The organism is Serratia sp. (in: enterobacteria), assembly GCF_046715635.1.
Lineage (GTDB): Bacteria > Pseudomonadota > Gammaproteobacteria > Enterobacterales > Enterobacteriaceae > Chania.
Genome location: NZ_JBKJYW010000328.1, coordinates 1 through 20551, shown reverse-complemented (window position 1 = coordinate 20551; position 20551 = coordinate 1). Strand labels below are relative to the sequence as shown.

The 20551-nt window shown below is 53.4% G+C and carries 15 protein-coding genes and 6 pseudogenes; 5 read left to right on the top strand and 16 right to left on the bottom strand.

Going from position 1 to position 20551, the window contains the following annotated elements; genetic code table 11:
• The first annotated feature begins 119 nt into the window (after window positions 1–119).
• On the top strand, window positions 120–341 hold the full coding sequence (locus tag ACLQ7H_RS17490; protein ID WP_411753750.1) for a DUF6538 domain-containing protein: 222 nt from the start codon (window positions 120–122) through the stop codon (window positions 339–341).
• A 27-nt stretch (window positions 342–368) separates the two neighbouring features.
• On the opposite strand, the gene ppsA is transcribed toward ACLQ7H_RS17490, so the two are convergent.
• From ppsA to ACLQ7H_RS17450, 8 genes are all read right to left on the bottom strand, one after another.
• Window positions 369–2747: a phosphoenolpyruvate synthase gene (gene ppsA, locus ACLQ7H_RS17485; RefSeq protein WP_411753749.1), complete on the bottom strand. Its 2379-nt coding sequence runs from the start codon at window positions 2745–2747 to the stop codon at window positions 369–371.
• 157 nt (window positions 2748–2904) lie between these two features.
• On the bottom strand, window positions 2905–3894 hold the full coding sequence (locus ACLQ7H_RS17480; protein WP_411753748.1) for an amidohydrolase family protein: 990 nt from the start codon (window positions 3892–3894) through the stop codon (window positions 2905–2907).
• The gene (locus ACLQ7H_RS17475; protein ID WP_411753747.1) at window positions 3891–4463 is read right to left on the bottom strand and encodes a 3-hydroxyanthranilate 3,4-dioxygenase; all 573 of its coding nucleotides are present in this window, start codon (window positions 4461–4463) and stop codon (window positions 3891–3893) included. Before ACLQ7H_RS17475 ends, ACLQ7H_RS17480 begins: the two co-directional genes overlap by 4 nt.
• A gap of 42 nt (window positions 4464–4505) precedes the next feature.
• Window positions 4506–4922 carry a RidA family protein gene (locus tag ACLQ7H_RS17470; RefSeq protein ID WP_411753746.1) on the bottom strand — a complete coding sequence of 139 codons (417 nt, stop codon included), beginning with the start codon at window positions 4920–4922 and terminating at the stop codon, window positions 4506–4508.
• Window positions 4919–5701, bottom strand: coding sequence for a 2-keto-4-pentenoate hydratase (locus ACLQ7H_RS17465; protein WP_411753745.1), 783 nt, complete (start codon window positions 5699–5701; stop codon window positions 4919–4921). The genes ACLQ7H_RS17470 and ACLQ7H_RS17465 overlap by 4 nt, the downstream gene beginning before the upstream one ends.
• Entirely contained in the window at window positions 5698–6735 is a 1038-nt protein-coding gene (gene dmpG / locus ACLQ7H_RS17460) for a 4-hydroxy-2-oxovalerate aldolase (RefSeq protein ID WP_411753744.1), read from the bottom strand. The genes ACLQ7H_RS17465 and dmpG overlap by 4 nt, the downstream gene beginning before the upstream one ends.
• Entirely contained in the window at window positions 6732–7679 is a 948-nt protein-coding gene (locus ACLQ7H_RS17455) for an acetaldehyde dehydrogenase (acetylating) (protein WP_411753743.1), read from the bottom strand. Before ACLQ7H_RS17455 ends, dmpG begins: the two co-directional genes overlap by 4 nt.
• Window positions 7676–8446 (bottom strand): 2-keto-4-pentenoate hydratase, encoded by a 771-nt coding sequence (locus tag ACLQ7H_RS17450; RefSeq protein ID WP_411753751.1) that lies wholly within the window; start codon window positions 8444–8446, stop codon window positions 7676–7678. The genes ACLQ7H_RS17455 and ACLQ7H_RS17450 overlap by 4 nt, the downstream gene beginning before the upstream one ends.
• Before the next feature lie 255 nt (window positions 8447–8701).
• On the opposite strand from ACLQ7H_RS17450, the gene ACLQ7H_RS17445 reads away from it, so the two are divergent.
• The 3 genes from ACLQ7H_RS17445 to ACLQ7H_RS17435 all read left to right on the top strand — a co-directional run bounded on the left by ACLQ7H_RS17445 (window position 8702) and on the right by ACLQ7H_RS17435 (window position 12754).
• Window positions 8702–9682 (top strand): LysR substrate-binding domain-containing protein, encoded by a 981-nt coding sequence (locus ACLQ7H_RS17445; protein WP_411753742.1) that lies wholly within the window; start codon window positions 8702–8704, stop codon window positions 9680–9682.
• Window positions 9683–9841: 159 nt separating this feature from the next.
• Window positions 9842–11314, top strand: coding sequence for a 2-hydroxymuconic semialdehyde dehydrogenase (locus ACLQ7H_RS17440; protein WP_411753741.1), 1473 nt, complete (start codon window positions 9842–9844; stop codon window positions 11312–11314).
• 75 nt (window positions 11315–11389) lie between these two features.
• Complete coding sequence (locus tag ACLQ7H_RS17435; protein ID WP_411753740.1) at window positions 11390–12754, top strand: MFS transporter; 1365 nt, start codon at window positions 11390–11392, stop codon at window positions 12752–12754.
• Between the two features lie 5 nt (window positions 12755–12759).
• On the opposite strand, the pseudogene ACLQ7H_RS17430 reads toward ACLQ7H_RS17435, so the two are convergent.
• From ACLQ7H_RS17430 to ACLQ7H_RS17400, 7 genes and pseudogenes are all read right to left on the bottom strand, one after another.
• A pseudogene (locus ACLQ7H_RS17430) lies at window positions 12760–13345 on the bottom strand (hypothetical protein).
• Window positions 13346–13444: 99 nt separating this feature from the next.
• A pseudogene (locus ACLQ7H_RS17425) lies at window positions 13445–14321 on the bottom strand (TRC40/GET3/ArsA family transport-energizing ATPase); the annotation flags it as partial.
• A gap of 21 nt (window positions 14322–14342) precedes the next feature.
• Window positions 14343–14690 carry an arsenite efflux transporter metallochaperone ArsD gene (arsD, locus tag ACLQ7H_RS17420; protein ID WP_411753739.1) on the bottom strand — a complete coding sequence of 116 codons (348 nt, stop codon included), beginning with the start codon at window positions 14688–14690 and terminating at the stop codon, window positions 14343–14345.
• A 41-nt stretch (window positions 14691–14731) separates the two neighbouring features.
• Window positions 14732–15074 (bottom strand): annotated as a pseudogene (locus ACLQ7H_RS17415) (metalloregulator ArsR/SmtB family transcription factor).
• 259 nt (window positions 15075–15333) lie between these two features.
• A pseudogene (locus ACLQ7H_RS17410) lies at window positions 15334–16038 on the bottom strand (IS6 family transposase).
• A gap of 139 nt (window positions 16039–16177) precedes the next feature.
• On the bottom strand, window positions 16178–17335 hold the full coding sequence (locus ACLQ7H_RS17405; RefSeq protein ID WP_411753738.1) for a fimbrial protein: 1158 nt from the start codon (window positions 17333–17335) through the stop codon (window positions 16178–16180).
• Between the two features lie 19 nt (window positions 17336–17354).
• Window positions 17355–17597: a FimD/PapC C-terminal domain-containing protein gene (locus ACLQ7H_RS17400; protein ID WP_411753737.1), complete on the bottom strand. Its 243-nt coding sequence runs from the start codon at window positions 17595–17597 to the stop codon at window positions 17355–17357.
• A 1005-nt stretch (window positions 17598–18602) separates the two neighbouring features.
• On the opposite strand from ACLQ7H_RS17400, the pseudogene ACLQ7H_RS17395 reads away from it, so the two are divergent.
• Window positions 18603–19619 (top strand): annotated as a pseudogene (locus ACLQ7H_RS17395) (IS110 family transposase).
• Window positions 19620–19779: 160 nt separating this feature from the next.
• Here ACLQ7H_RS17395 and ACLQ7H_RS17390 read toward each other — a convergent pair.
• Window positions 19780–20551: pseudogene (locus ACLQ7H_RS17390) on the bottom strand (transposase); the annotation flags it as partial.

Here is a 20551-nt window from a genome sequence, read left to right as displayed (position 1 = left end):
GGTTGTATTGTTTGCAGGCGGACTGTTCCTCCACCATATATTCTTACAGACTATTTTATAACGGTTTTTATCTTGAAATCCCCTGTTGTTACACGCAGATGTGACATAGGGGATTTTTTATGTGTATTCATCTGGCAAAATGTGGCTCACGCTACTCTTTTCGTCGCCGTATTCCTTTAGCGTTAATCCCTTATGTCCAACGTACAGAAATCGTCCAGGCTTTAGGTACGTCTAATCGCTCTGAAGCAGGAAGGTGGGCCGATTGGAAGGTTGCTGCTGGGAAAACGAATTCGCTCGCCTGCAAGGGGAGGCCATCCAGGCGAGCCTGCCCCATAGTTTGAGGGTGTTTAATACCGCATTTCCCTATTTTACTTTTTCTGCGACAGTTTCATCCAGGTTTGCACTACGGTATCCGGGTTAAGCGACAAACTGTCGATCCCTTGTTCCATCAACCACTCGGCAAAATCAGCATGATCCGACGGCCCTTGACCACAAATCCCTACATATTTTCCATGGCGCTTGGCGGCTTGAATCGCCATGCTCAGCAGCATTTTAACCGCTTCGTTGCGCTCATCGAACAGTTCGGAAACGACACCAGAATCGCGATCCAGCCCCAGGGTTAACTGCGTCATATCGTTAGAACCGATAGAGAAGCCGTCGAAATATTCGAGGAACTGGTCGGCCAGCAAGGCGTTGGAAGGGATCTCGCACATCATGATCACTTTCAACCCATTCTCACCACGCTTGAGCCCCTGATGTGCCAACTCTGCCACTACGTCTTTAGCCTGTGCCACAGTACGGACGAACGGTACCATCACTTCAACGTTGGTCAGCCCCATGTCATTACGTACCCTTTTCATCGCCTCGCATTCCATGGCGAAACAATCGCGGAAGCTATCAGCGACGTAACGGCCAGCCCCACGGAAGCCTAACATCGGGTTTTCTTCGTGTGGTTCGTACTTCTCGCCGCCTACCAGGTTGGCGTATTCGTTGGATTTGAAATCAGACAGGCGCACTATAACGCGCTTTGGCCAGAATGCTGCGCTCAGCGTGGCGATACCTTCAGTCAAACGACTGACATAGAACTCGACCGGATCGTCATAGCCGTGCATCAGCTCACGGATTTCGGCTTGCAGTTCAGGCGGTTGCTGGTCAAATTCCAGCAGCGCGCGCGGGTGCACGCCAATCATACGGTTAATAATAAATTCCAGACGTGCCAACCCAACCCCGTCGTTCGGCAAGCGGGCAAAATCGAAGGCGCGATCCGGGTTACCCACGTTCATCATGATTTTCAGCGGGAGTTCTGGCAGTTCGGTGACTTCTGAACGTTGCACGGAGAATTCCAGCATATCGCTGTAAACAAAGCCAGTGTCGCCTTCAGCACAGGACACGGTGACTTTCTGCCCCTCTTTCAGCAGGTCGGTGGCATGCCCACAGCCGACCACCGCCGGGATCCCCAGTTCACGGGCAATGATTGCCGCATGACAGGTTCGCCCGCCACGGTTAGTCACGATCGCAGCGGCTTTTTTCATGATCGGCTCCCAGTCCGGGTCGGTCATGTCGGTGACCAGCACATCGCCAGGCTGAATGCGGTCCATTTCACTGATATCGTAAAGCACTTTCACCGGGCCAGCCCCGATGCGCTGACCAATCGCTCGCCCTTCCACTAGCACGGTGCTATTGCCGTTCAAGTGGTAGCGTTCCATCACTTGCTCATTGGAACGTACGGTTTCCGGGCGCGCCTGCACAATCAGCAGGTTGCCGGTGTGGCCGTCTTTCGCCCATTCAATATCCATCGGGCGGCCGTAATGTTTTTCAATCAACATGGCCTGATGTGCCAGCGCCTGAACCTCGTCATCGGTCAGAGAGAAACGATTACGTTGCTCTTCCGGCACATCTTCAATACGAACCTGCTTGCCGTGATCCTGCGAAGGGGCGTACACCATGCGGATTTTCTTCGAGCCAAGATTGCGGCGCACAATAGCCGGGTTGCCTTTCAACAGCGTCGGTTTATGCACATAGAACTCATCCGGGTTAACCGCCCCCTGCACCACCATTTCACCCAGCCCATACGCGGAGGTGATAAATACCACCTGATCAAAGCCGGATTCAGTATCAATGGTGAACATCACACCTGAGGAAGCCAGATCGGAACGCACCATGCGTTGCACACCAGCGGATAGCGCCACGCCACGGTGGTCATACCCTTGATGCACCCGGTAAGAGATCGCCCGATCGTTAAACAATGAAGCAAACACGTGCTTGATCGCGACCATAACGGCATCGATACCCAGCACGTTGAGGAACGTTTCCTGCTGACCAGCAAAAGATGCATCCGGCATATCTTCTGCAGTAGCAGAAGAACGCACGGCAAACGACGCTGTACTTTCGCCTTCCTCCAGTTGCTTGTAGGCCAACGTGATTTCACGCTCGAATTCCGGGGGGAAAGGTGTGTCGATCACCCATTGGCGAATTTGCGCACCGGCCTTGGCCAGTTGGGCAACGTTGTCGATATCGGTTTGGTCCAGTAACTGATAGATGCGCTGGTTAACACCGCTTTGCTCAAGAAAATCATTGAACGCCTGGGCGGTGGTGGCAAAGCCATTGGGGACGGCCACCCCCAAATCGGAGAGATTGGTGATCATTTCACCGAGGGAGGCGTTTTTACCACCGACACGATCAACGTCGTGCATGCCAAGCTGGTTGTACCAAAGCACATTATGCAAGTCTGAGCTATTGTTAGACATCGAGACAATCCTTTTGCTATCAATAGGGTATAGGCGGTGTCTTCATTGCACGTGAGCGCCGTTGGGCGGTCATTCAAGCGACACCGCCTATATCACGGTTTGGAGCGTGTAGCAGCTTGCTCATGTGGATAAACACGGTTAGTGATACGTACACACGTCACGGCAAAGAGAAAAACGAATGTGCGTTGGTACCCAGGATCTGACGCTTACTCTCTTCTGGCAGGGCAGAGTGGCTGACCAGATGGCCGACCTGCTGCTCTCCTAACGGGAAGGGTGCATCCGAACCCAGCATCACCCGATCTGCCCCCATGGTATCAACCAGAAGCTGTAAAGCCCGTGGGTCAAACACGGCAGAGTCGACGTAGAAACGATCCAGATAGCTTGACGGTTTCTGCGGACAATCTTCACGCACGATGTCGCGCTGTTCCCAAGCGTTATCCACTCTTCCCATCAGGTAGGCAAAGCTGCCGCCACCGTGGGCAAAGCACAGCTTCAGGTTACGCGGCAGGCGCTCAAAAGCTCCTGAAAGGATCAATGACAGGATCGCCAACTGCGTCTCTGCAGGCATCGCCACCAGCCAGGGCAGCATCCATTTCTTCATGCGTTCCGCGCCGCCCATCATATCCCAAGGGTGCACCAGCACCGGAATCTCCTCCTTGGCGCAGTGGGTCAGAAAGGTAATCAGTGACTCATGATCCAGGTCCTTCGCACCCACGTGATTGCCTATCTGCACGCCGATGTGGCCGCACGCTTTTGCTCGGCTGGCTTCGCGGCAGGCAGCGTCGCTATCCTGCAACGGAACCTGCGCCAGCACCTTCAACCGCTGTGGGTTGGCGGAGGCCATCTCCAACGCCCGGTCGTTCATCAGTTGCGCCCAGGGCAGGGCGCGCTCGATGGCAACGTCGTAGGCAAACAACACCGGTGTGGCACACATGATCTGAATGTCAATCTGCTGCTCATCCAGGTGCTCCAGGCGGCGCTCAGCATCCCACAGTGCGTCATAGACCGGGCGGAACGGTTTATCGTTCAGCATGATCTGGCCTTCGCGCCCATCGGTTGCCAACCAGGGAGCCCGCTCAACGTCGAGTCTGGCGGCCTCTTGCTGGCTTATTTTCGGGAAAAAATGTGAGTGAATATCTATTTTCATCGGTTTTCTCTTGCCTTCAGTATGCGATGCCAGGTCTGCCAGTCGCGCCCTGAGTGGATTTCACCGCATTTACTGCAGTGGCGTTCTTCATCGCTGGTTGCATAAAATAGTTCATAAACCGGGGGAAGATCCGTCACGATGCTTTCCAGGTCCATCTCATAGCGTTTGATTAGAGTGCCGCAGGCGGCGCAAGACCACTGCAACGCGTCAACTTCTTTTTCCGGGCGAACCCGCTCAATCACCAGACACAGACTGTCCTCTTCCGGCCGCTGTGGGGAATGGATCACATGGGGTGCCATCAGGAAAATGTCTCCTTCGTGCAGGTCGATCCGGTCGTAATGGCCGTTATCCCAGATGTTCAGGTAGGCATTCCCTTTAAACTGGTAGAAAAACTCCTCCACCGGATCGTCATGAAAATCGGTGCGCTGATTCGGCCCACCGACGACGGTGACCATAAAGTCACTGTCTTGCCAGATCTGTTGGTTATTCACCGGTGGCTTGAGCAGGTGAGCGTTATTGTCTAGCCAGTTTTTGAAATTGAGCGGAAATCCATATTTGAAGTTAGACATTGTTATTCTCCGATTTGTAGGGCAGAGGGTACGAACAGTTTATTATTGTGGTTTATAGGCAATAGCCTTGATTTCAATGAGCAAATGTGGGTGGGGCAGTTGATGCACGGCTACGGTGGTCCGGGTAGGGCCGTCGTAGTTAAAGTAGTCGGCGTACACCGCGTTATAACCGGCAAAATCGTTCATATTGACCAGAAATGCGCTGATTTCGACCACATCACTCAGATCGGCACCGACGCTGCGCAGGATGTCGCGGATATTATCGAGCACGGCACGGGTCTGAACGTCGATATCCAGACGGGTGGCACCCATGGCGTCCACTTCGGCACCCGCAATGCTGTTGTCTGGCAGCCTCGAACTGGTGCCGGAGACAAACAGAAAATCACCGGCCCGTTTTACGTGTGGAAAACGCCCGCGCGGGGTCGCTTTTCCTTCAACCACTACCGCCTGACCGCTCATTGTGCACCTCCGGTATGAAATGCTGTCCGGCCAAATCCGGAGATATCGACGCTGACGTGCAACCCTGGGCTCAGCGCTTCGGCTGCGGTCGCGGCTCCTGCCAGGATCACTGAGCCAGCAGGCAACACGCGTTCCTGTTGATGCAACAGGCTGGCGATCTGTACCAGCGCTCGCAGTGGATGCCCTAGGATCGCCGCCGTGCTGCCGACCTGCACCGGGCGGCCGTTGAAGTTCATCACCACGCCAAGGTTATCGATGGCGCGCTGCGGGCTTTGCAACGCGCCCACGACGAATTTGGCGGATGAACAGTTGTCTGCCACTACATCCTCAAGAGTGAAACGGAAGTCTCGATAGCGGGAATCAATGATCTCCAGCGCCGGGCCAACCCCTTCAAGTACCAGACCAGCTTCAGCCAGAGATAGCGGGCCGTTGATCTCTTTGCGGGTGATGAAATAGATCTCAGGTTCAACACGTGGGTGGATCAACTCGTGCAGATCCAGTGAAGCCCCGTCTTCAATCTGCATCGCATCGGTCAGTTCACCCCAGATCAGATGATCAACGCCCATCTGCAGCATTTTGGCGCGGCTGGTAAAGCCCAGCTTCAGGCCAACGCGCCGCTCACCACGCTGTTCGCGCAGCCGGATCCCTTCAGCCTGCACGCGGTAGGCGGTGGCAAGATCAAGCGCAACCTGCCCGGTTAACTGGGCGGCGGCTTCCTGGCGTAGCGTAGCTTGATCCAACTGGGTGGCCAAGGCGGTCAAATCCATTACTTTGCTCATGCGTTTTTCTCCTGTTGCCCGTTGCGCTGTGCCTGTAAATCCAGGGCGACATCCACGATCATATCTTCCTGACCACCCACCATGCGGCGGCGGCCGACCTCAAGTAAAATATCGGCGGCTTTGAGCTGATACCGTTCTGCGGCATTCTCGGCGTGACGCAGGAAACTGGAGTAAACCCCGGCGTAACCCAGTGACAGGCTTTCACGGTCGACGCGTACCGGGCGATCCTGCAGCGGACGCACCAGATCGTCGGCCGCATCCATCAGTTGCAACAGGTCGCAGCCGTGGTTCCAGCCCAGGCGTTCGGCGGTGGCGATAAACACCTCAAGCGGCGCATTGCCCGCCCCAGCACCCTGACCAGCCAGCGAAGCATCAACCCGCTGACAGCCTTCTTCTACCGCAACGATGGAGTTGGCAACGCCGAGTGCCAGATTATGGTGAGCGTGCATGCCGATTTCGGTGCTTTCGTTGAGTACTTCACGCAGGGCGCGGAAGCGATCGCGGATATCCTGCATCAGCATGGCGCCACCAGAATCGACCACGTAAATGCAGGTGGCCCCGTAGGACTCCATCAGCTTGGCCTGCTGCGCCAGTTTTTTCGGCTCAGCCATGTGGGACATCATCAGAAAGCCGACGGTATCCATCCCCAGTTCACGGGCATAGGCAATGTGTTGGCGTGAAATGTCGGCTTCGGTGCAGTGGGTGGCGACGCGTACCACGCGGGCACCTGCGTCATACGCATTACGCAAGTCATGAACGGTGCCGATACCCGGCAGCAGCAGCGTCGCAATCCTGGCGTTGCTGACCGACTCTGCGGCAGCGGCAATCCACTCTACGTCACTGTGTGCGCCGAATCCGTAGTTGAAGCTGGACCCTGATAACCCGTCACCATGTGCAACTTCGATCGAGTCCACGCCGGCACGATCCAACGCGGTGGCGATCTGGCGCACCTGTGGCAACGAATAACGGTGGCGTACGGCGTGGGAACCGTCACGCAAAGTCACGTCGGAGATATACAGTTTTTTCATCTTCATGCTCCCTGCCCGTGCAGCAGACGCCCGGCGATGTGTTCACCGCAGGCCAGTGCGGCTGATGTCATGATATCGAGATTACCGGCGTAGGCTGGCAGATAGTGGGCAGCGCCTTCGACCTCGAGGAAAATGGAAACTTTCAGGCCACCCTCTGGCCCCAGATCCGGGTAGAGGTGAGCATCAACCGGGGAAATCGCTTCAAACTGCACTTCCTGCTTCAGCCGATAACCGGGCACGTACTGCTGAACTTTGGCTGCCATGGCGGCAACCGCTTCGCTAATGGCGTGCCGATCGCTGGGCGGTGTCAGGCAGAAAACGGTATCGCGCATCATCAACGGCGGTTCGGCCGGGTTGAGGATAATGATGGCTTTACCACGCCTGGCCCCACCCACCGTCTGTAGTGCCTGTGAGGTGGTTTCAGTAAATTCGTCAATATTAGCGCGGGTACCGGGGCCAGCAGAGCGGCTGGAGATCGAAGCCACGATCTCGGCATAGTAAACGTCGGTGACGCTGGCGACAGCAGCCACCATGGGGATCGTGGCCTGCCCACCGCAGGTGACCATGTTCAGGTTTGGCGCATCGCCCTGAGTCTCCAGGTTAACAACCGGCACTACGTAAGGGCCGATGGCAGCAGGGGTCAGATCGATTACCCGCACGCCATGTTGCTGCAGTAACTTGTTATGGTGCGCATGTGCCCCGGCAGAGGTGGCGTCAAACACGACCTTGATGTCGCTGAAATCAGGCAGAGCCAGCAGCCCGTCAATGCCTTCATGTGTTGTCGACACCCCGAGCCGGTTGGCGCGAGCTAGGCCGTCGGAGGCGGGATCGATACCGACCATCGCTGCCATTTTCAGGCGTTTGCCATGGCGCAGGATTTTGATCATCAAATCGGTGCCGATGTTGCCTGAGCCGATAATCGCGGCAGAAATCTGTGCTGAGTGACTCATTGTGTGCCTCCTGCGGCCTGCGCGAAGCGAGCACTGACTTGGCCAAGTCCTTCAATGCGTGCGGTAAATACATCCCCTGCGCTGGCGGCAACCATCGGCCCCAATGCGCCGGTGAGGATAATATCGCCAGCCCGCAATGCGTCCCCCCGTTGTGCCAGCGTATCCGCCAACCACAGAGCGGCAAGCAGCGGATTGCCCATGCAGGCGGCCCCTGCACCCACCGAAACCGGCTCACCGGCACGTTCCAGCACCATGCCGCAGCCAAGCAGATCGACATTTTTCAACTGCACCGGGCGGTTACCCAGCACGAACAGGCCACAGGACGCGTTATCGGCAATGGTGTCAGCCAGTGAAATATCCCAATTGGCAATGCGGCTGTCGACGATTTCGATGGCGGGCAGTAGATAAGCGGTGGCGCGGATCAGATCGGCAAGCGTGTGTTTTTCATGAGGCAGATCGTGCTCAAGGACCAAGACGATCTCGGCTTCCACTTTGGGCTGGATCAGGCGGCCTGCGACAATGTCTTCCCCGTCACACAGCGCCATGTCGGCGAACAGCCGGCCAAAATCGGGTTGATTGACGCCCAGTTGTCGTTGCACCGCTGGCGAAGTCAGCCCGATCTTACTGCCAACCAAGCGGCGTCCTTTCTTAAGCTGGCTGTCGTTATTAAACCGCTGCACGGCGTAGGCGGCATCGATATCATGGGTGCCAATCAGGTTGCGAACCGGCGCGCAGGGCAGGCTGCTGCTGGCCGCCTGTCTGAGCATTTTGGCGGCTTCATGATATTCAGGCTTCAATGGATTTGACACATGGCTCTCCTGTTTGTGTGCCACGGATCACCACTGGCGATCGTGGGAGATATTCTTTGCTGATTTGCAATAGCCTGTGTGGGGCATGCTGGCAGTCTAGCCAGACTGGTAATAAGTGAAAATGAATAAAGGGGCTTTTGCTATTCTCTAAAGTTATGCCATAGTCGCCGGATAAGCTGCCTTGGGGCAGACGACTTCAGGGAGTCAATGGCAATGAATGAACGTTCCCCTTTTACCGTGAGTGACATGATCCTCAACCGGCTCAAGCTGCGCCCGCTGCTGATTTTTGATCGGGTATTGCGTAACCAGTCGATTGCGCGTGCGGCCCGCGAGCTGAATCTGACTCAGCCTGCGGTGACTAAAGCAATCCGCGAGTTGGAACAACAGCTGGATACCGTGCTGTTTAATCGTAATAACCGGGGGGTGACCCCGACAGACTGCGGCATCTTGCTGGGGGAACGGGTTAAATCGGTGATTGCCGAACTGCGCTACCTGACCGACGAACTGAACACTTTTAAAGGCGGCGTGGTTGGCCATGTGGTGGTAGGGACGCAGATCTCGGCCAGTGCCCGTTTGTTGCCACGCGCTATCCTGTTGTTGAAAGCGCGAGCGCCGAAAATCCTGGTCACTGTGCAGGAAGGGCCACAGGATTATCTGTTTCCTGCGCTGGCCAACGGTGAGTTGGATGTGGTGGTGGGGCGTTTACCTGAGCTGGATACGCCGCTGACTGCCAGGATGGCATTGAGCCACCGAGCGCTGTACCGCAACAGCCTTGGCGTGGTTGCTGGTAGCCACCATCCGTTGGTCAATATGGTCGATCTTAACCTTCAACATTTTGCCGAATGGCCGTGGATCCTGCCGCCGATCGATTCACCCGCCCGGCGCGTGGCCGATCAATTCTTCAAAGAGTCCGGGCTACCGATCCCGGAAAATATTGTGGAATCGCTGTCGTTGCTGACCAACGTCAACCTGCTGGTGGATTCCTCTTTCCTTGGGCTGATGCCTACTGCGGCTGCGCGGCGTTTTATTGCGGCGGGCCTGCTGATCCAACTGCCGCTTGGGGACGTGGGGCCACCCGCGGAGGTGGGCTTCTCCGTTCGTGAGGATAAACCATTGACTCCGGCGTGCAGGCAACTGATCGAGTGCCTTAAGCTGGCGGTTCAGCAAGACAATGAACTACCTGACTATAACTAAACGGAATAGCAAAGCCCCCTTTATTCATTTTCAACTTATTTCAACGGCTCCTTACACTGCGTAACGATACCCGGCCGAAGGTTCCCTGCAACGGCGTTGCATTCAGACGCGAATGGGAGGTTCCTTCGTGCTGATTTGTGACTCAGGAGGAATAGTGCCGTGGCAACTTATCAATCCGCACCGGATTTACCCTTGTACATCGACGGGCAGTTTGTCGATGGGATCCGAAAGTTCGACAATATCAGCCCGGTTGACGGGCATCTCGTTTCGCACGTTGCCGAAGCGAGTGAGGCTCAGGTCGCCGCAGCGGTAAAAGCCGCTTATGCCGCGCTCTCCGGGCCGTGGGGGCAACTGAGCGTACCGGAACGTACCGCGTTGATGCATCGGGTGGCCGATGGCATTGAAGCCCGTTTTGATGATTTTGTGGCGGCAGAAGTGGCGGACACCGGGCGGCCAGAAAATCTGGCTCGTACTCTGGATGTCCCACGCGCCATTACCAATTTTCGTACCTTTGCCGATCTGGTCGCGACTTCGGTCAACGAATGTTGTGAAACCCCGCAGGCGGACGGCGGCTTGCTATTCAACTATACGGTTCGCAAGCCCCTGGGTGTTGTCGCTGTCATCTCTCCTTGGAACCTGCCGCTGTTGCTGCTGACCTGGAAACTCGGGCCAGCGCTGGCAATGGGTAATACCGTGGTGTGCAAACCTTCGGAAGAAACACCGTCCTCGGCCACGTTGCTGGCCGAGGTGATGCACGCAGCTGGTTTGCCTGCCGGGGTGTTTAACCTAATCCACGGTTTTGGCCCCGGTTCGGCAGGGGAATTTCTTACCCGTCAGCCAGAGATCGCGGCAGTTTCCTTTACCGGTGAATCGCGAACCGGTAGCGCGATTATGAAAGCGGTGGCGGATGGCGTAAAGGAAGTCTCTTTCGAGCTGGGAGGGAAAAATGCGGCGGTGGTGTTTGCCGATGCCGACTTTGACGCCGCCGTGGCAGGCGTAGCACGTTCCTCATTCTTTAATACCGGGCAGGTGTGTCTGTGCTCCGAACGGGTCTATGTGCAACGCCCTATCTTTGATCGCTTCGTCGCGGCACTGAAGGAGCGAGCCGAAGCCTTGAAGATAGGTTATCCCGATGAAGAGGGGGTGGATCTTGGCCCGTTGGTGTCTCAGAAGCACCGGGATAAAGTGCTTTCCTACTTTGCACTGGCACGCACTGAAGGCGCTAACGTGATCACGGGCGGTGAGGTACCGGTATTTGGTGATGAGCGTGATAACGGATCCTGGATCCGTCCGACCATCTGGACCGGGCTGGGTGATGATGCGCGTTGCGTACGTGAAGAGATCTTCGGTCCCGTGTGCCATATTTCTCCCTTCGATGACGAAGATGAAGTGTTGGCACGGGTCAACGACAGCCAATACGGCCTGGCTTGCGCGCTGTGGACCAGCCATGTCGGGCGTGCCCATCGTCTGGCACGGCGTGTCCATACCGGTATTGTCTGGGTCAACAGTTGGTATGCCCGCGATCTACGCACGCCGTTTGGTGGCAGCAAATTGTCCGGCATGGGCCGCGAAGGTGGCCGCCACTCTCTCGATTTTTACTCTGAAATCAGCAATATCTGCATAAAACTATAATCGACCACCGGCCGCTGCCAGATCGGTTGGCGGCCTGCTGATCCTTGCCATAGAAGCCGACAGGAGCTTTACCTCATGTCTCATCCTACATCGCTGGATATTGAAGCCTTTATCGATCGCACACGGTTTTCCCCGTTCCAATGGTTACTGCTGTTACTGTGTTTTTTAGTGATTTTCATGGACGGCTATGACATGGCCGCCATTGCCTATGTGGCACCTTCGTTGCTGGCCGAATGGGGGCTGCAGAAGGCAGAACTTGGTCCAGCCATGAGCGCTGCGCTGTTTGGTCTGGCCTTTGGCTCGCTGCTGTCCGGGCCGCTGGCGGATCGGATTGGCCGCAAACCGGCGGTGATCTACTCGGTACTGCTGTTTGGGGTGTTCAGCCTGGCGACGGCCTGGTCTTCTTCGATTGGCTCATTGACCGTACTGCGCTTTGTCACTGGATTAGGTTTGGGGGCTGCCATGCCCAATGCCATCACGCTGCTGTCCGAATACTGCCCCAGCAAGCGACGCACCATGATCGTCAGCGCCATGCTGTGCGGATTCCCGCTAGGCGCTGCCGCCGGTGGTCTGCTGGCTGGCTACCTTATCCCCTCGTTTGGCTGGCGTTCGGTGCTGGTGGTGGGGGGAGTCGTGCCGATCTTGTTGTGTGGGATATTGCCGTGGGTGTTGCCGGAGTCGGTACGCTATATGGTGCTTAAAGGCTATCCCAACGCCAGGATCCGCGCCATTCTTCGGCGGGTGAAGAGCGACGGGATGGAGCAGGTAGAACACTTTGTAATTGCGGAAAAAATTGCCGACGGTCATTCCGCTATTCGCGCCATTTTAACCTCGCCGTACCGCACCATCACCGGCCTGCTCTGGTTAAGCTGTTTCATGAGTATGCTGGTGTTTTATATGATTGTCAGTTGGATGCCACTGTTGCTGCAAGAGGCGGGGCTTGAGGTACAACAATTTTCTCATATCAGCGCGCTGTTTCCGTTAGGTGGGGGCGTAGGTTCAATCCTGATCGGCTGGGTGATGGACCGCCGTGAGCCGAACAAGGTACTGGCCTTCGCCTATCTGATTGCCGGGTTACTGGCCTATGGTGTTGGGCTGGCGGTGGGTAACGTCAACCAGACCCTGATATTGGGGTCGTTGGTGTTCTTTATGGGCTTTGCTTCCGGTGGTGGGCAGTCTGCACTGGCTTCGCTGGCGGCGTCATATTATCCCACCAGTTGCCGTGCTACCGGTGTGGGCAGTATGTATGGGGTAGGGCGTTTTGGTGCTATCGCTGGCGTGCTTTCCGGTGCCGAACTGTTGCGCTACCAGTATCCTGCCAGCACCATTTTCAGCCTGCTGCTGGTCCCGGCCTGGCTGGTTTGCCTGGCACTGATGCTGAAATACTACAGCGGACGGCGGAGGGAACTTCTGTTGACCCGTTTGCAGGATAAACACTGAGTGCGTCACCCGCCGCTATGGCGGGTGATATTGCTCCACGCTAACGTCGAGGTCGAGGCCAACCGCCAGATCAATGACGTCGGTACATCCAGGTTCAACTGATAACCGACCAGAGGCCCGAAAGCCCATGGCAGGCGTGTCAGCATGTCCCTGGACTGCAACAGCTCCAGTACGTGATCGCGCCAGTGATCAAGCAGTGGCAGCGGACAGGTTTCCTGCACCAGGTGCCAGAGTCGGCCGATATTGTTTTCAGCGTCTCGGGGGAAGCAGGGCCAATGCGCGGGCGTTGGCCTGATCCGGTTTGATGCTGCGTTTATCGAACAGCCATAAATTGACAAGAGAACCGAACAGTGTGCGTCGGTAATGGCGTGAGCTGCATTTTTTTAGTCGCTCAGTATTACCGACAAAAACCGGGATTGATGCGCCCTAGTCGGTGACGATGTGAAACTGATCCAGGCCCTGTTCATTTCGACCCAGCGTCAGCCGTGCCAGAAAAGCCTGAATGGATGTATCACGACCCCAGAGGGAAAGAAACATGGGACTGTTCTGCTCATCGCAGACCAATCCGTCCGACAACCAAACCGAGTTCATCAGCGGCGATCTCCTCAACCAAAGAGGATAGTGTGGGTAATTCGGTGAATGCTTCGGCCATAGGAGGTGTTGAAGCTGAATGGTGGGTTTCGCTTTTCACCAACAGTTGGCGCAGTGCATCAGTTCCCACCATATTCACCGGCTGCAGCATCAAATCATCTCTGGGCAACGCGGTGAGGACATCGGGTAACTCACTCAACGCCTGCTGCTCGCGCAAATACAAGGCACGAACCAACTTATCTGCCTGCGCTTCAGCTTCAGGCAATATCCCATTGATGACCCGAAACTGGTTACGTAAGCCGACCTGTGCCAGTTCGTGATGGGTTCTGGCGACTTCAGCGAGCGTGGGTTTCTGCGCCCTGGCGATCAGTATCAGGCGGGTTCTTGTTGCATCGGACAAGGCCTGTAATGCCTGAGCGTAACGGTCGCGTTGCTTTTCCAAACCGGCCAGCGGGCCCAGACACGAAGAACCCTCCGGGTTACTGTCGATGAAACTGCTCCAGACCCCCGGAAGCTGCAGTAAACGGATGGTATGCCCGGTGGGGGCAGTATCAAAAATCACATGATCAAAATCATTCAGCAGTGCAGCGTCAGTCAATAAACCGGTGAACTCATCAAACGCGGCAATCTCAGTGGTACAAGCACCTGACAACTGCTCTTCGATACTGCGAACCACCGCCTCTGGCAGCAAGCCTTTGACGGGGTCAACGATACGGGAGCGGTAAAGCTGAGCTGCCGCTTGAGAGGCAATTTCCAGTGCAGACAGTCTCGGCACGGTGGCGATCGTGGTAATTTAGTTGCCGATGGGCTGATTAAAAACCTGGCCGACATTCGAGACCGGATAGGTACTGACCAACAAGACGCGCTTACCGGCATCCGCCAGGACAATCGCGCTGGCACAGGAAATGGACGTTTTACCGACCCCGCCTTTCCCGGTAAAAAAGAGAAAAACCGGTGGATGTTGTAAGAATTTCATGACCTTCCCTCCATGCGTTGATTAACAGCAGGACGTGTTGCCACCACAGCAGCTTTTCGGGGCGATGCCGATGATTTCCAGCGGCAGTTTGCACCAGCGAGCCAGGTCAGCACGGGTAGGGTAGCGCCCGGCCATGACAAATTCTCCATCCAGCAGAATGAGCGGCAGGCCTTCAGCGCCTGAATTTTCGAGGAAATTTTTGACCAACGTATTGTCGATAAAGGCCATAGGTTGTTGGGCGAGGTTGTAACGTGCGACGGTGACTCCGCGTTTTTTGAGCCATCCCACTTCAGCAGAGAAGGTGACCAAGGCCTGATCAACATCGGTGCCACACACACCGGTACTGCAACAGAGTGCCGGGTCATACAAATATGAAAAAACAGATGTGAAAGAGTAAATTTTTTAGTACATCAATGACAGTCAGTCTTACTGCTTATCGTTCCATTTCCGCATGCCAGCAAAACGATTTTGTCTCGTTGACTGAGATAGGCCTGCTCTATCACAGCGGCAGCCCAAGCAGGAATATGTGGTGACAGGCGATAGTGGATCCACTTTCCTGCACGGCGATCCAGTAAAAGTCCAGACTCTCTGAGCATTGTTAGATGCCTGGAAATCTTGGGTTGAGGCTCATTGAGCGTGTTACAAAGCTCGCAAACACAGAGTTCACCGGATTCTCGCAGCAGCAGGATGACATTCAGGCGGGCTTCGTCTGACAGGTTTTTGAAGAGCTGTAAGGGGGGTGAGTGTCGTCATGATGGCTTCAACTCAAATAACTCACACCATCTTAAAACTCTAGCCAACAAAGTCAATGTTACATCTGATTTTTCGAATGTGAAGTGAGTGTTCCGGAGAGACTAGCTAAGAATGAGAGAGTAAATCCAGCGAGTACGCTATGAATTTTTCATGAGAGAAAAGGGCTTTCTGGCCAATGTCGGTTATTGGAAGGAATGCACAGGCAAGTGCACTGTTGCAAAGTTCGCTACGAGGTAGCCTTTTGTCCTATTCAAAGGCCTTACATTTCAAAAACTCTGCTTACCAGACGTATCTCGCCCAAGGGATCACCATAATAAAATGCTGAAGCCTGGCCTTTGCGTAGTGCACGCATCACCTCAATACCTTTGATTGTGGCGTAAGCCGTCTTCATGGATTTAAATCCCAACGTGGTGCAGATTATCCTTTTCAGTTTGCCATGCTCACATTCAATGACGTTATTCCGGTACTTAATCTGTCGGTGTTCAACGTTAGACGGGCATCGACCTTCGCGTTTGAGCAAAGTAAGCGCACGGCCATAAGTGGGCGCTTTATCCGTGTTAATAAATTGCGGGATCTGCCATTTCTTCACGTTTTTGAGGATTTTAGCCAGGAAACGGTATGCAGCTTTGCTATTTCTACGGGAGGAGAGATAACAATCGACAGTACGTCCCCTGCTGTCGACGGCGCGATACAGATAAGCTCAGTGGCCATTGACCTTCACGTACGTTTCATCAATGTGCCACGGGCAAAGATCGGAAGGGTTACGCCAGTACCAGCGCAGTCGTTTTTCCATTTCAGGCGCATAACGCTGAACCCAGCGGTAAATCGTGGTGTGGTCAACATTCACACCACGCTCGGCCAGCATCTCCTGCAGTTCACGGTAGCTGATGCCGTATTTTCAGTACCAGCGTACCGCCCATAGGATGATGTCACGCTGAAAATGCCGGCCTTTGAATGGATTCATACTCTGTTCCGTCAACAAAAGGTGACGATAAGTTTATCACCTCCAGATTTTTGCAACAGAACCACTTAACCCACTTATGACGCCTTAATGCGACACAACCTTAGAATATTTATAGCCCTTACCCAATGTCTATCTGCGACTAATAATAATTGATCAGAAACATAGCTTTGCCGCCAGCCTTTCCCGGTGTCACCATGGTGTCTGTCTGGATATAACGAGCCGCCAGAGGGATTCGGATGGTACTAGTGCCATCTTTCGGAAGCTGCAATACCTGCTCATTAGCAAAATTAAATAACTCAGGGTTACTACTGGTACTTCCCCATCCAAGTTGGATCCCTATCCCTGACGCCGCGTTGGCAGCAGTGGTATCTATCGCCATAATGCCGTTAGCGGAATTAATGACCTGTGTTAAAGGAGTAAGTCGAACGCCCAGATTGTTATTTTTTGACGCAGGAGTTCTCGGTAAGCCTTGGTATTCAAATAATGTCACGTAATTCGATGCGTCATAGTACCCGTGAAAAGTAGGGCAGTCAGTCAGAATGATAGACGCATCAACCCACGGGGTCGTGGAGTTGGGACCGGTAAAATATTGCCGCGTCTCATAACTCCCCATATCAACATTCACATCCGTCGTTTTACAAGTCTGTGACGAGATATTCAATACCCCTTGAAACGGGATAATATTAGTCACTTTCGGCAATCCCGTTACCGGCAGGCCTGAAGTCCACTGCGTGCCTATTGTCATGGTGGGCACGTTGCTACCGTTCAAGGGATAGCTCCCCGGCTGAAGTGGGCCTATCTTAATCAAACTGATCCATCTTCTAATATTATAGTTGATGAGCCCTGTAGGATTGGCCTCAACCCGCCGAGGTGTTAAATAAGCCGTATCAATATTCCCTTCCGTCGCACCAAAGCTTACCATCACCCCGATGCCTGGAATACCGGTTTTATAGACCACGTTGCCATACTGTGGGTGTATCCACCCCGACAGTGGCAGAGGAGGACTCTGTACGCCAACATACGTTTGCACATAAAAAAACTGCGACGGCGAAGGTGTGGTTGACGTACAGCTAATCACCCCCAATGTAGCTCCACTTAAAATAGTATTCCATTCCCCCTGATAAATGACGGTACCATCGGGTATATCCATACCGGCCGAGATATTGGCCGGGGCTAATGTCACGGTATCTGTACGGGGGATCCCTGGCATTGGCGTACAGTTGATCACCGCCCAAGCGCTATGACTGCCGGTTACAGACAGTAATCCCCAAAACACGGTATTGATCATTCTCTTCATTATCACGCTTACCTTCTCGCTATGTTGCTGTCTTACCCTGCATACGCTTGCCTTTCGGCTGCGGCGGCATCAGGTATGACACGTTGCACTGCTGCGCCCCGTCCTGACCCCATGTCACGCTAAGTTGATCCCGCTCATTCTCCACCAGGGCATAGATTTGCCCCATTTGCCCGACCGTTCCCACGTTGTTGCCTTTGCTGTCGAACACGCTCGCGCCGAACGGCACCAGACTGCCATCACTTAACATTGTGGTAATAAGCATCGGAAATTTATGACAGTTTTTCAACAAATAGATTAATAACTGCGCCTGATTCTCATTTAAAAACACTGACTGGAAAAAGAATGAGCGTTCTGTATCATCATCTCCGTAATACAATATTTTGTTTTGATTTTAGCAAAATTGAATTGAATATCGCCATCGATTATGAATCCATACAGTCTACTATTCATATAGTTGGCCCGTTATTTCCGCTTTTAAAACTAAAACTATAATCCTTCGTTTACTAAGGTCATTATAGAGTTAATTTCTTTAGTGGCAACTCATTCATGGCGATAGTTTTGAGTGCTGAAAAATCAATAATCATAATTAAATTCCAGTAAAATCTAAAAAGTAGAATTTATATAAATATAATGCAATTAAATTAGCACGATAAATCAAAAATGCTTAATTTTTTTTCGTCAGTCTAAAGTTTCAAAAAAATATATTTTTTAGTTAGAAAAACTAATTTAATTAATTTATGATTAAATTTCATAGAGATAAGGCAACAAGCAATATTGGGATTTATCTGTAATAATCTTGCCTCAAAATGCCGATTACACATTTTATTCATCACTGCTGGTCGCTGATGATAAGCACGTCTGTAACCTGAGGCGACGTGTCGGTTGATGCCCTTTTCCAGTTCCCTGCCTCTCTCTATATACTCTACACCATCTCTATTCCGCACCCGGCAAAACTCTTGTTCCAGCAGGGGGCAGTTTGGGAAACGGAAATTTGTGTACGCTAAGAGCGTTATTTTACCAACGACGATATGTAACTGATTGATTTAGTGCCCGTGACTATCAGCCGGTTTGGTTTTGCCGTTCTACTCTGCTATCTGAAAAATATCGGGTTTGTTACAGATAAAAAATCGGCACCATCCGCAGAACTGCTCAGAGTGGTTAAAAAACATACTTAGCGAATAAAAGGGACTTCCCCTCGATGTGGTTACTGTACCCATCTTCCGTGACATTATAGGGAGAGTAACCAAAATATTACAGGGGAATAACCATGGCCGTTGTAACTGTTGGGATCGACCTCGCTAAATATGTTTTGCCGTTCATGGCGCTGATAATAATGGCAATGCTGTTCTAGGTAAACCCAAAGTAGCCTGGGCTGCGCGGCCTGAACTCATTGCCAACCTGCCTCTCTGCACTGTCGGTATGAAAGCCTGCTCAGGCGCTCATTACTGGGCAAGGCTATGGTCACAGCGTTAAATTGATGGCCCCGAAATTCGTTTCACCATACCGGCTGGCAGGTAAAGCCGGTAAAAATGACGCTGCTGATGTACTGGCTATTTGCGAAGCCGTCCGGCGACCCCACATGCGTTTTGTGCCGGTAAAAGATGAAGAGCAGCAGTCCATGCAATGTCTGCATCGTACCCACCAGGGTTTTATTGAAGAACGCACCGCATCATATAACCGGCTTCGTGGCCTGGTATCGGAATTTGGCCTGGTTGCCCCGCAGAGTACAGAACAACTGCGGAGACTGGCCAGAGAACACCGCAAAAATTTGCCTGGCTGGGTCAGTCAGTGCGTTGATGATCTACTCCGTCATATTGACAATATTGAGCTAAAAATCGCTGAGTATGATCGTATCCTGGCCAAAATAGCCGCCCGAGACAGCCGTAGCAAAAACATCATGAAACTCAGGAGTGTCGGTCCTACAACAGCAAGTGCGTTGATCGCCAGTATTGGCAGTAGGCATGATTTTAAGAACGGCCGCCAGCTTGCAGCGTGGCTGGGTCTGACGCCATCACAGTACAGCAGCGGGGGAAAGGCCCGGCTGGGGAAAATAACGAAAGCGGGTGACGCTTATTTGCGCGCTTTACAGGTTCAGGGCGCTCGCTCTGTAACGATCGGCGTGGAGAATAAACAGGATCCCTTCAGTCGGTGGGTATGTTCACCGATCAATCGCCGGGGTTACTGGCGTGCAGCCGTCGCTATTGCTGCAAAAAACGCCCGACTATGCTGGGAATCATTGAATTATGGTGATGACTTTAAGCTGTATTCATTACCAAATAGCTAAAACGCATTATCTGAAGACCAACACCTTTTCTGGCTGCAAGCGTTGATGTTAAAGGGTTTGACCCCGTGAGGAATATCTGCAAAACGTACTGGATATCACTATCCGATTAGCGAGCGAGAGCCTCACGAGCGTCTTTCATCAGGATCCGAATCGATGACGATTCCTGCATATAAAGCGTATTCCACAGCACCACTGCGTTTGTCACCAGACCCAGCGCACCCAACTGATCTTCTTGCCCCTCGCGGTAACGTTTTCTGATCTCACTACGCTGACCGTAGCAGATGGCTCTTGCCACGGCATGGCGACCTTCGCCCCGGTTCAGCTGTGTTAGGATCCGGCGGCGATAGTCCTCATCATCAATATAGTTGAGAAGATACAGTGTCTTGTTAACTCTCCCGACCTCCATTATTGCCTGAGCAAGCCCTGACGGTCGGGTACTTCTCAATAGCGATCGAATGAGTTCTGACGCATGAATAGTGCCGAGCTTCAGCGAACCGGCAACCCGCATCATCTCATCCCAGTGGCTTTCGATTTTAGAAAGGTCAACACAACCCCGCGCCAGTTCGTCCAACGCCCCGTAATTCGCTGCTTTGTCGGCCCACCAGAACACCGCCTCACCAGCATCTGCCAGACGAGGTGAAAATTGGTATCCCAGTAGCCAGAACAGGCCAAAGATAATGTCACTGATACCTGCTGTGTCCGTCATGATTTCAACCGGGTTTAGTCCCGTTTGTTGCTAAAGTAGCCCTTCCAGCACAAAGGTGGAATCCCGCAGCGTTCCAGGGATCACTATGCCATGAAAACTCGAATATTGGTCAGAGACAAAGTTGTACCAGGTGATGCCGCGCCCTGAACCAAAGTATTTTCTGTTGGGGCCAGAATTCACCGTTTTCACTGGTGTGACAAAACGCATACCATCAGCGGAGGCTACC

What these genes read in the sequence shown, in the direction of transcription:
- ACLQ7H_RS17465 (WP_411753745.1), bottom strand. Translation starts at nt 5,701, where the DNA reads ATGAGCAAAGTAATGGATTTGACCGCCTTGGCCACCCAGTTGGATCAA.
- ACLQ7H_RS17490 (WP_411753750.1), top strand. Translation starts at nt 120, where the DNA reads ATGTGTATTCATCTGGCAAAATGTGGCTCACGCTACTCTTTTCGTCGC.
- ACLQ7H_RS17475 (WP_411753747.1), bottom strand. Translation starts at nt 4,463, where the DNA reads ATGTCTAACTTCAAATATGGATTTCCGCTCAATTTCAAAAACTGGCTA.
- ACLQ7H_RS17405 (WP_411753738.1), bottom strand. Translation starts at nt 17,335, where the DNA reads ATGAAGAGAATGATCAATACCGTGTTTTGGGGATTACTGTCTGTAACC.
- ACLQ7H_RS17445 (WP_411753742.1), top strand. Translation starts at nt 8,702, where the DNA reads ATGAATGAACGTTCCCCTTTTACCGTGAGTGACATGATCCTCAACCGG.
- ACLQ7H_RS17470 (WP_411753746.1), bottom strand. Translation starts at nt 4,922, where the DNA reads ATGAGCGGTCAGGCGGTAGTGGTTGAAGGAAAAGCGACCCCGCGCGGG.
- ACLQ7H_RS17450 (WP_411753751.1), bottom strand. Translation starts at nt 8,446, where the DNA reads ATGCTCAGACAGGCGGCCAGCAGCAGCCTGCCCTGCGCGCCGGTTCGC.
- ACLQ7H_RS17435 (WP_411753740.1), top strand. Translation starts at nt 11,390, where the DNA reads ATGTCTCATCCTACATCGCTGGATATTGAAGCCTTTATCGATCGCACA.
- ppsA (WP_411753749.1), bottom strand. Translation starts at nt 2,747, where the DNA reads ATGTCTAACAATAGCTCAGACTTGCATAATGTGCTTTGGTACAACCAG.
- ACLQ7H_RS17455 (WP_411753743.1), bottom strand. Translation starts at nt 7,679, where the DNA reads ATGAGTCACTCAGCACAGATTTCTGCCGCGATTATCGGCTCAGGCAAC.
- ACLQ7H_RS17480 (WP_411753748.1), bottom strand. Translation starts at nt 3,894, where the DNA reads ATGAAAATAGATATTCACTCACATTTTTTCCCGAAAATAAGCCAGCAA.
- dmpG (WP_411753744.1), bottom strand. Translation starts at nt 6,735, where the DNA reads ATGAAGATGAAAAAACTGTATATCTCCGACGTGACTTTGCGTGACGGT.
- ACLQ7H_RS17400 (WP_411753737.1), bottom strand. Translation starts at nt 17,597, where the DNA reads ATGCTTATTACCACAATGTTAAGTGATGGCAGTCTGGTGCCGTTCGGC.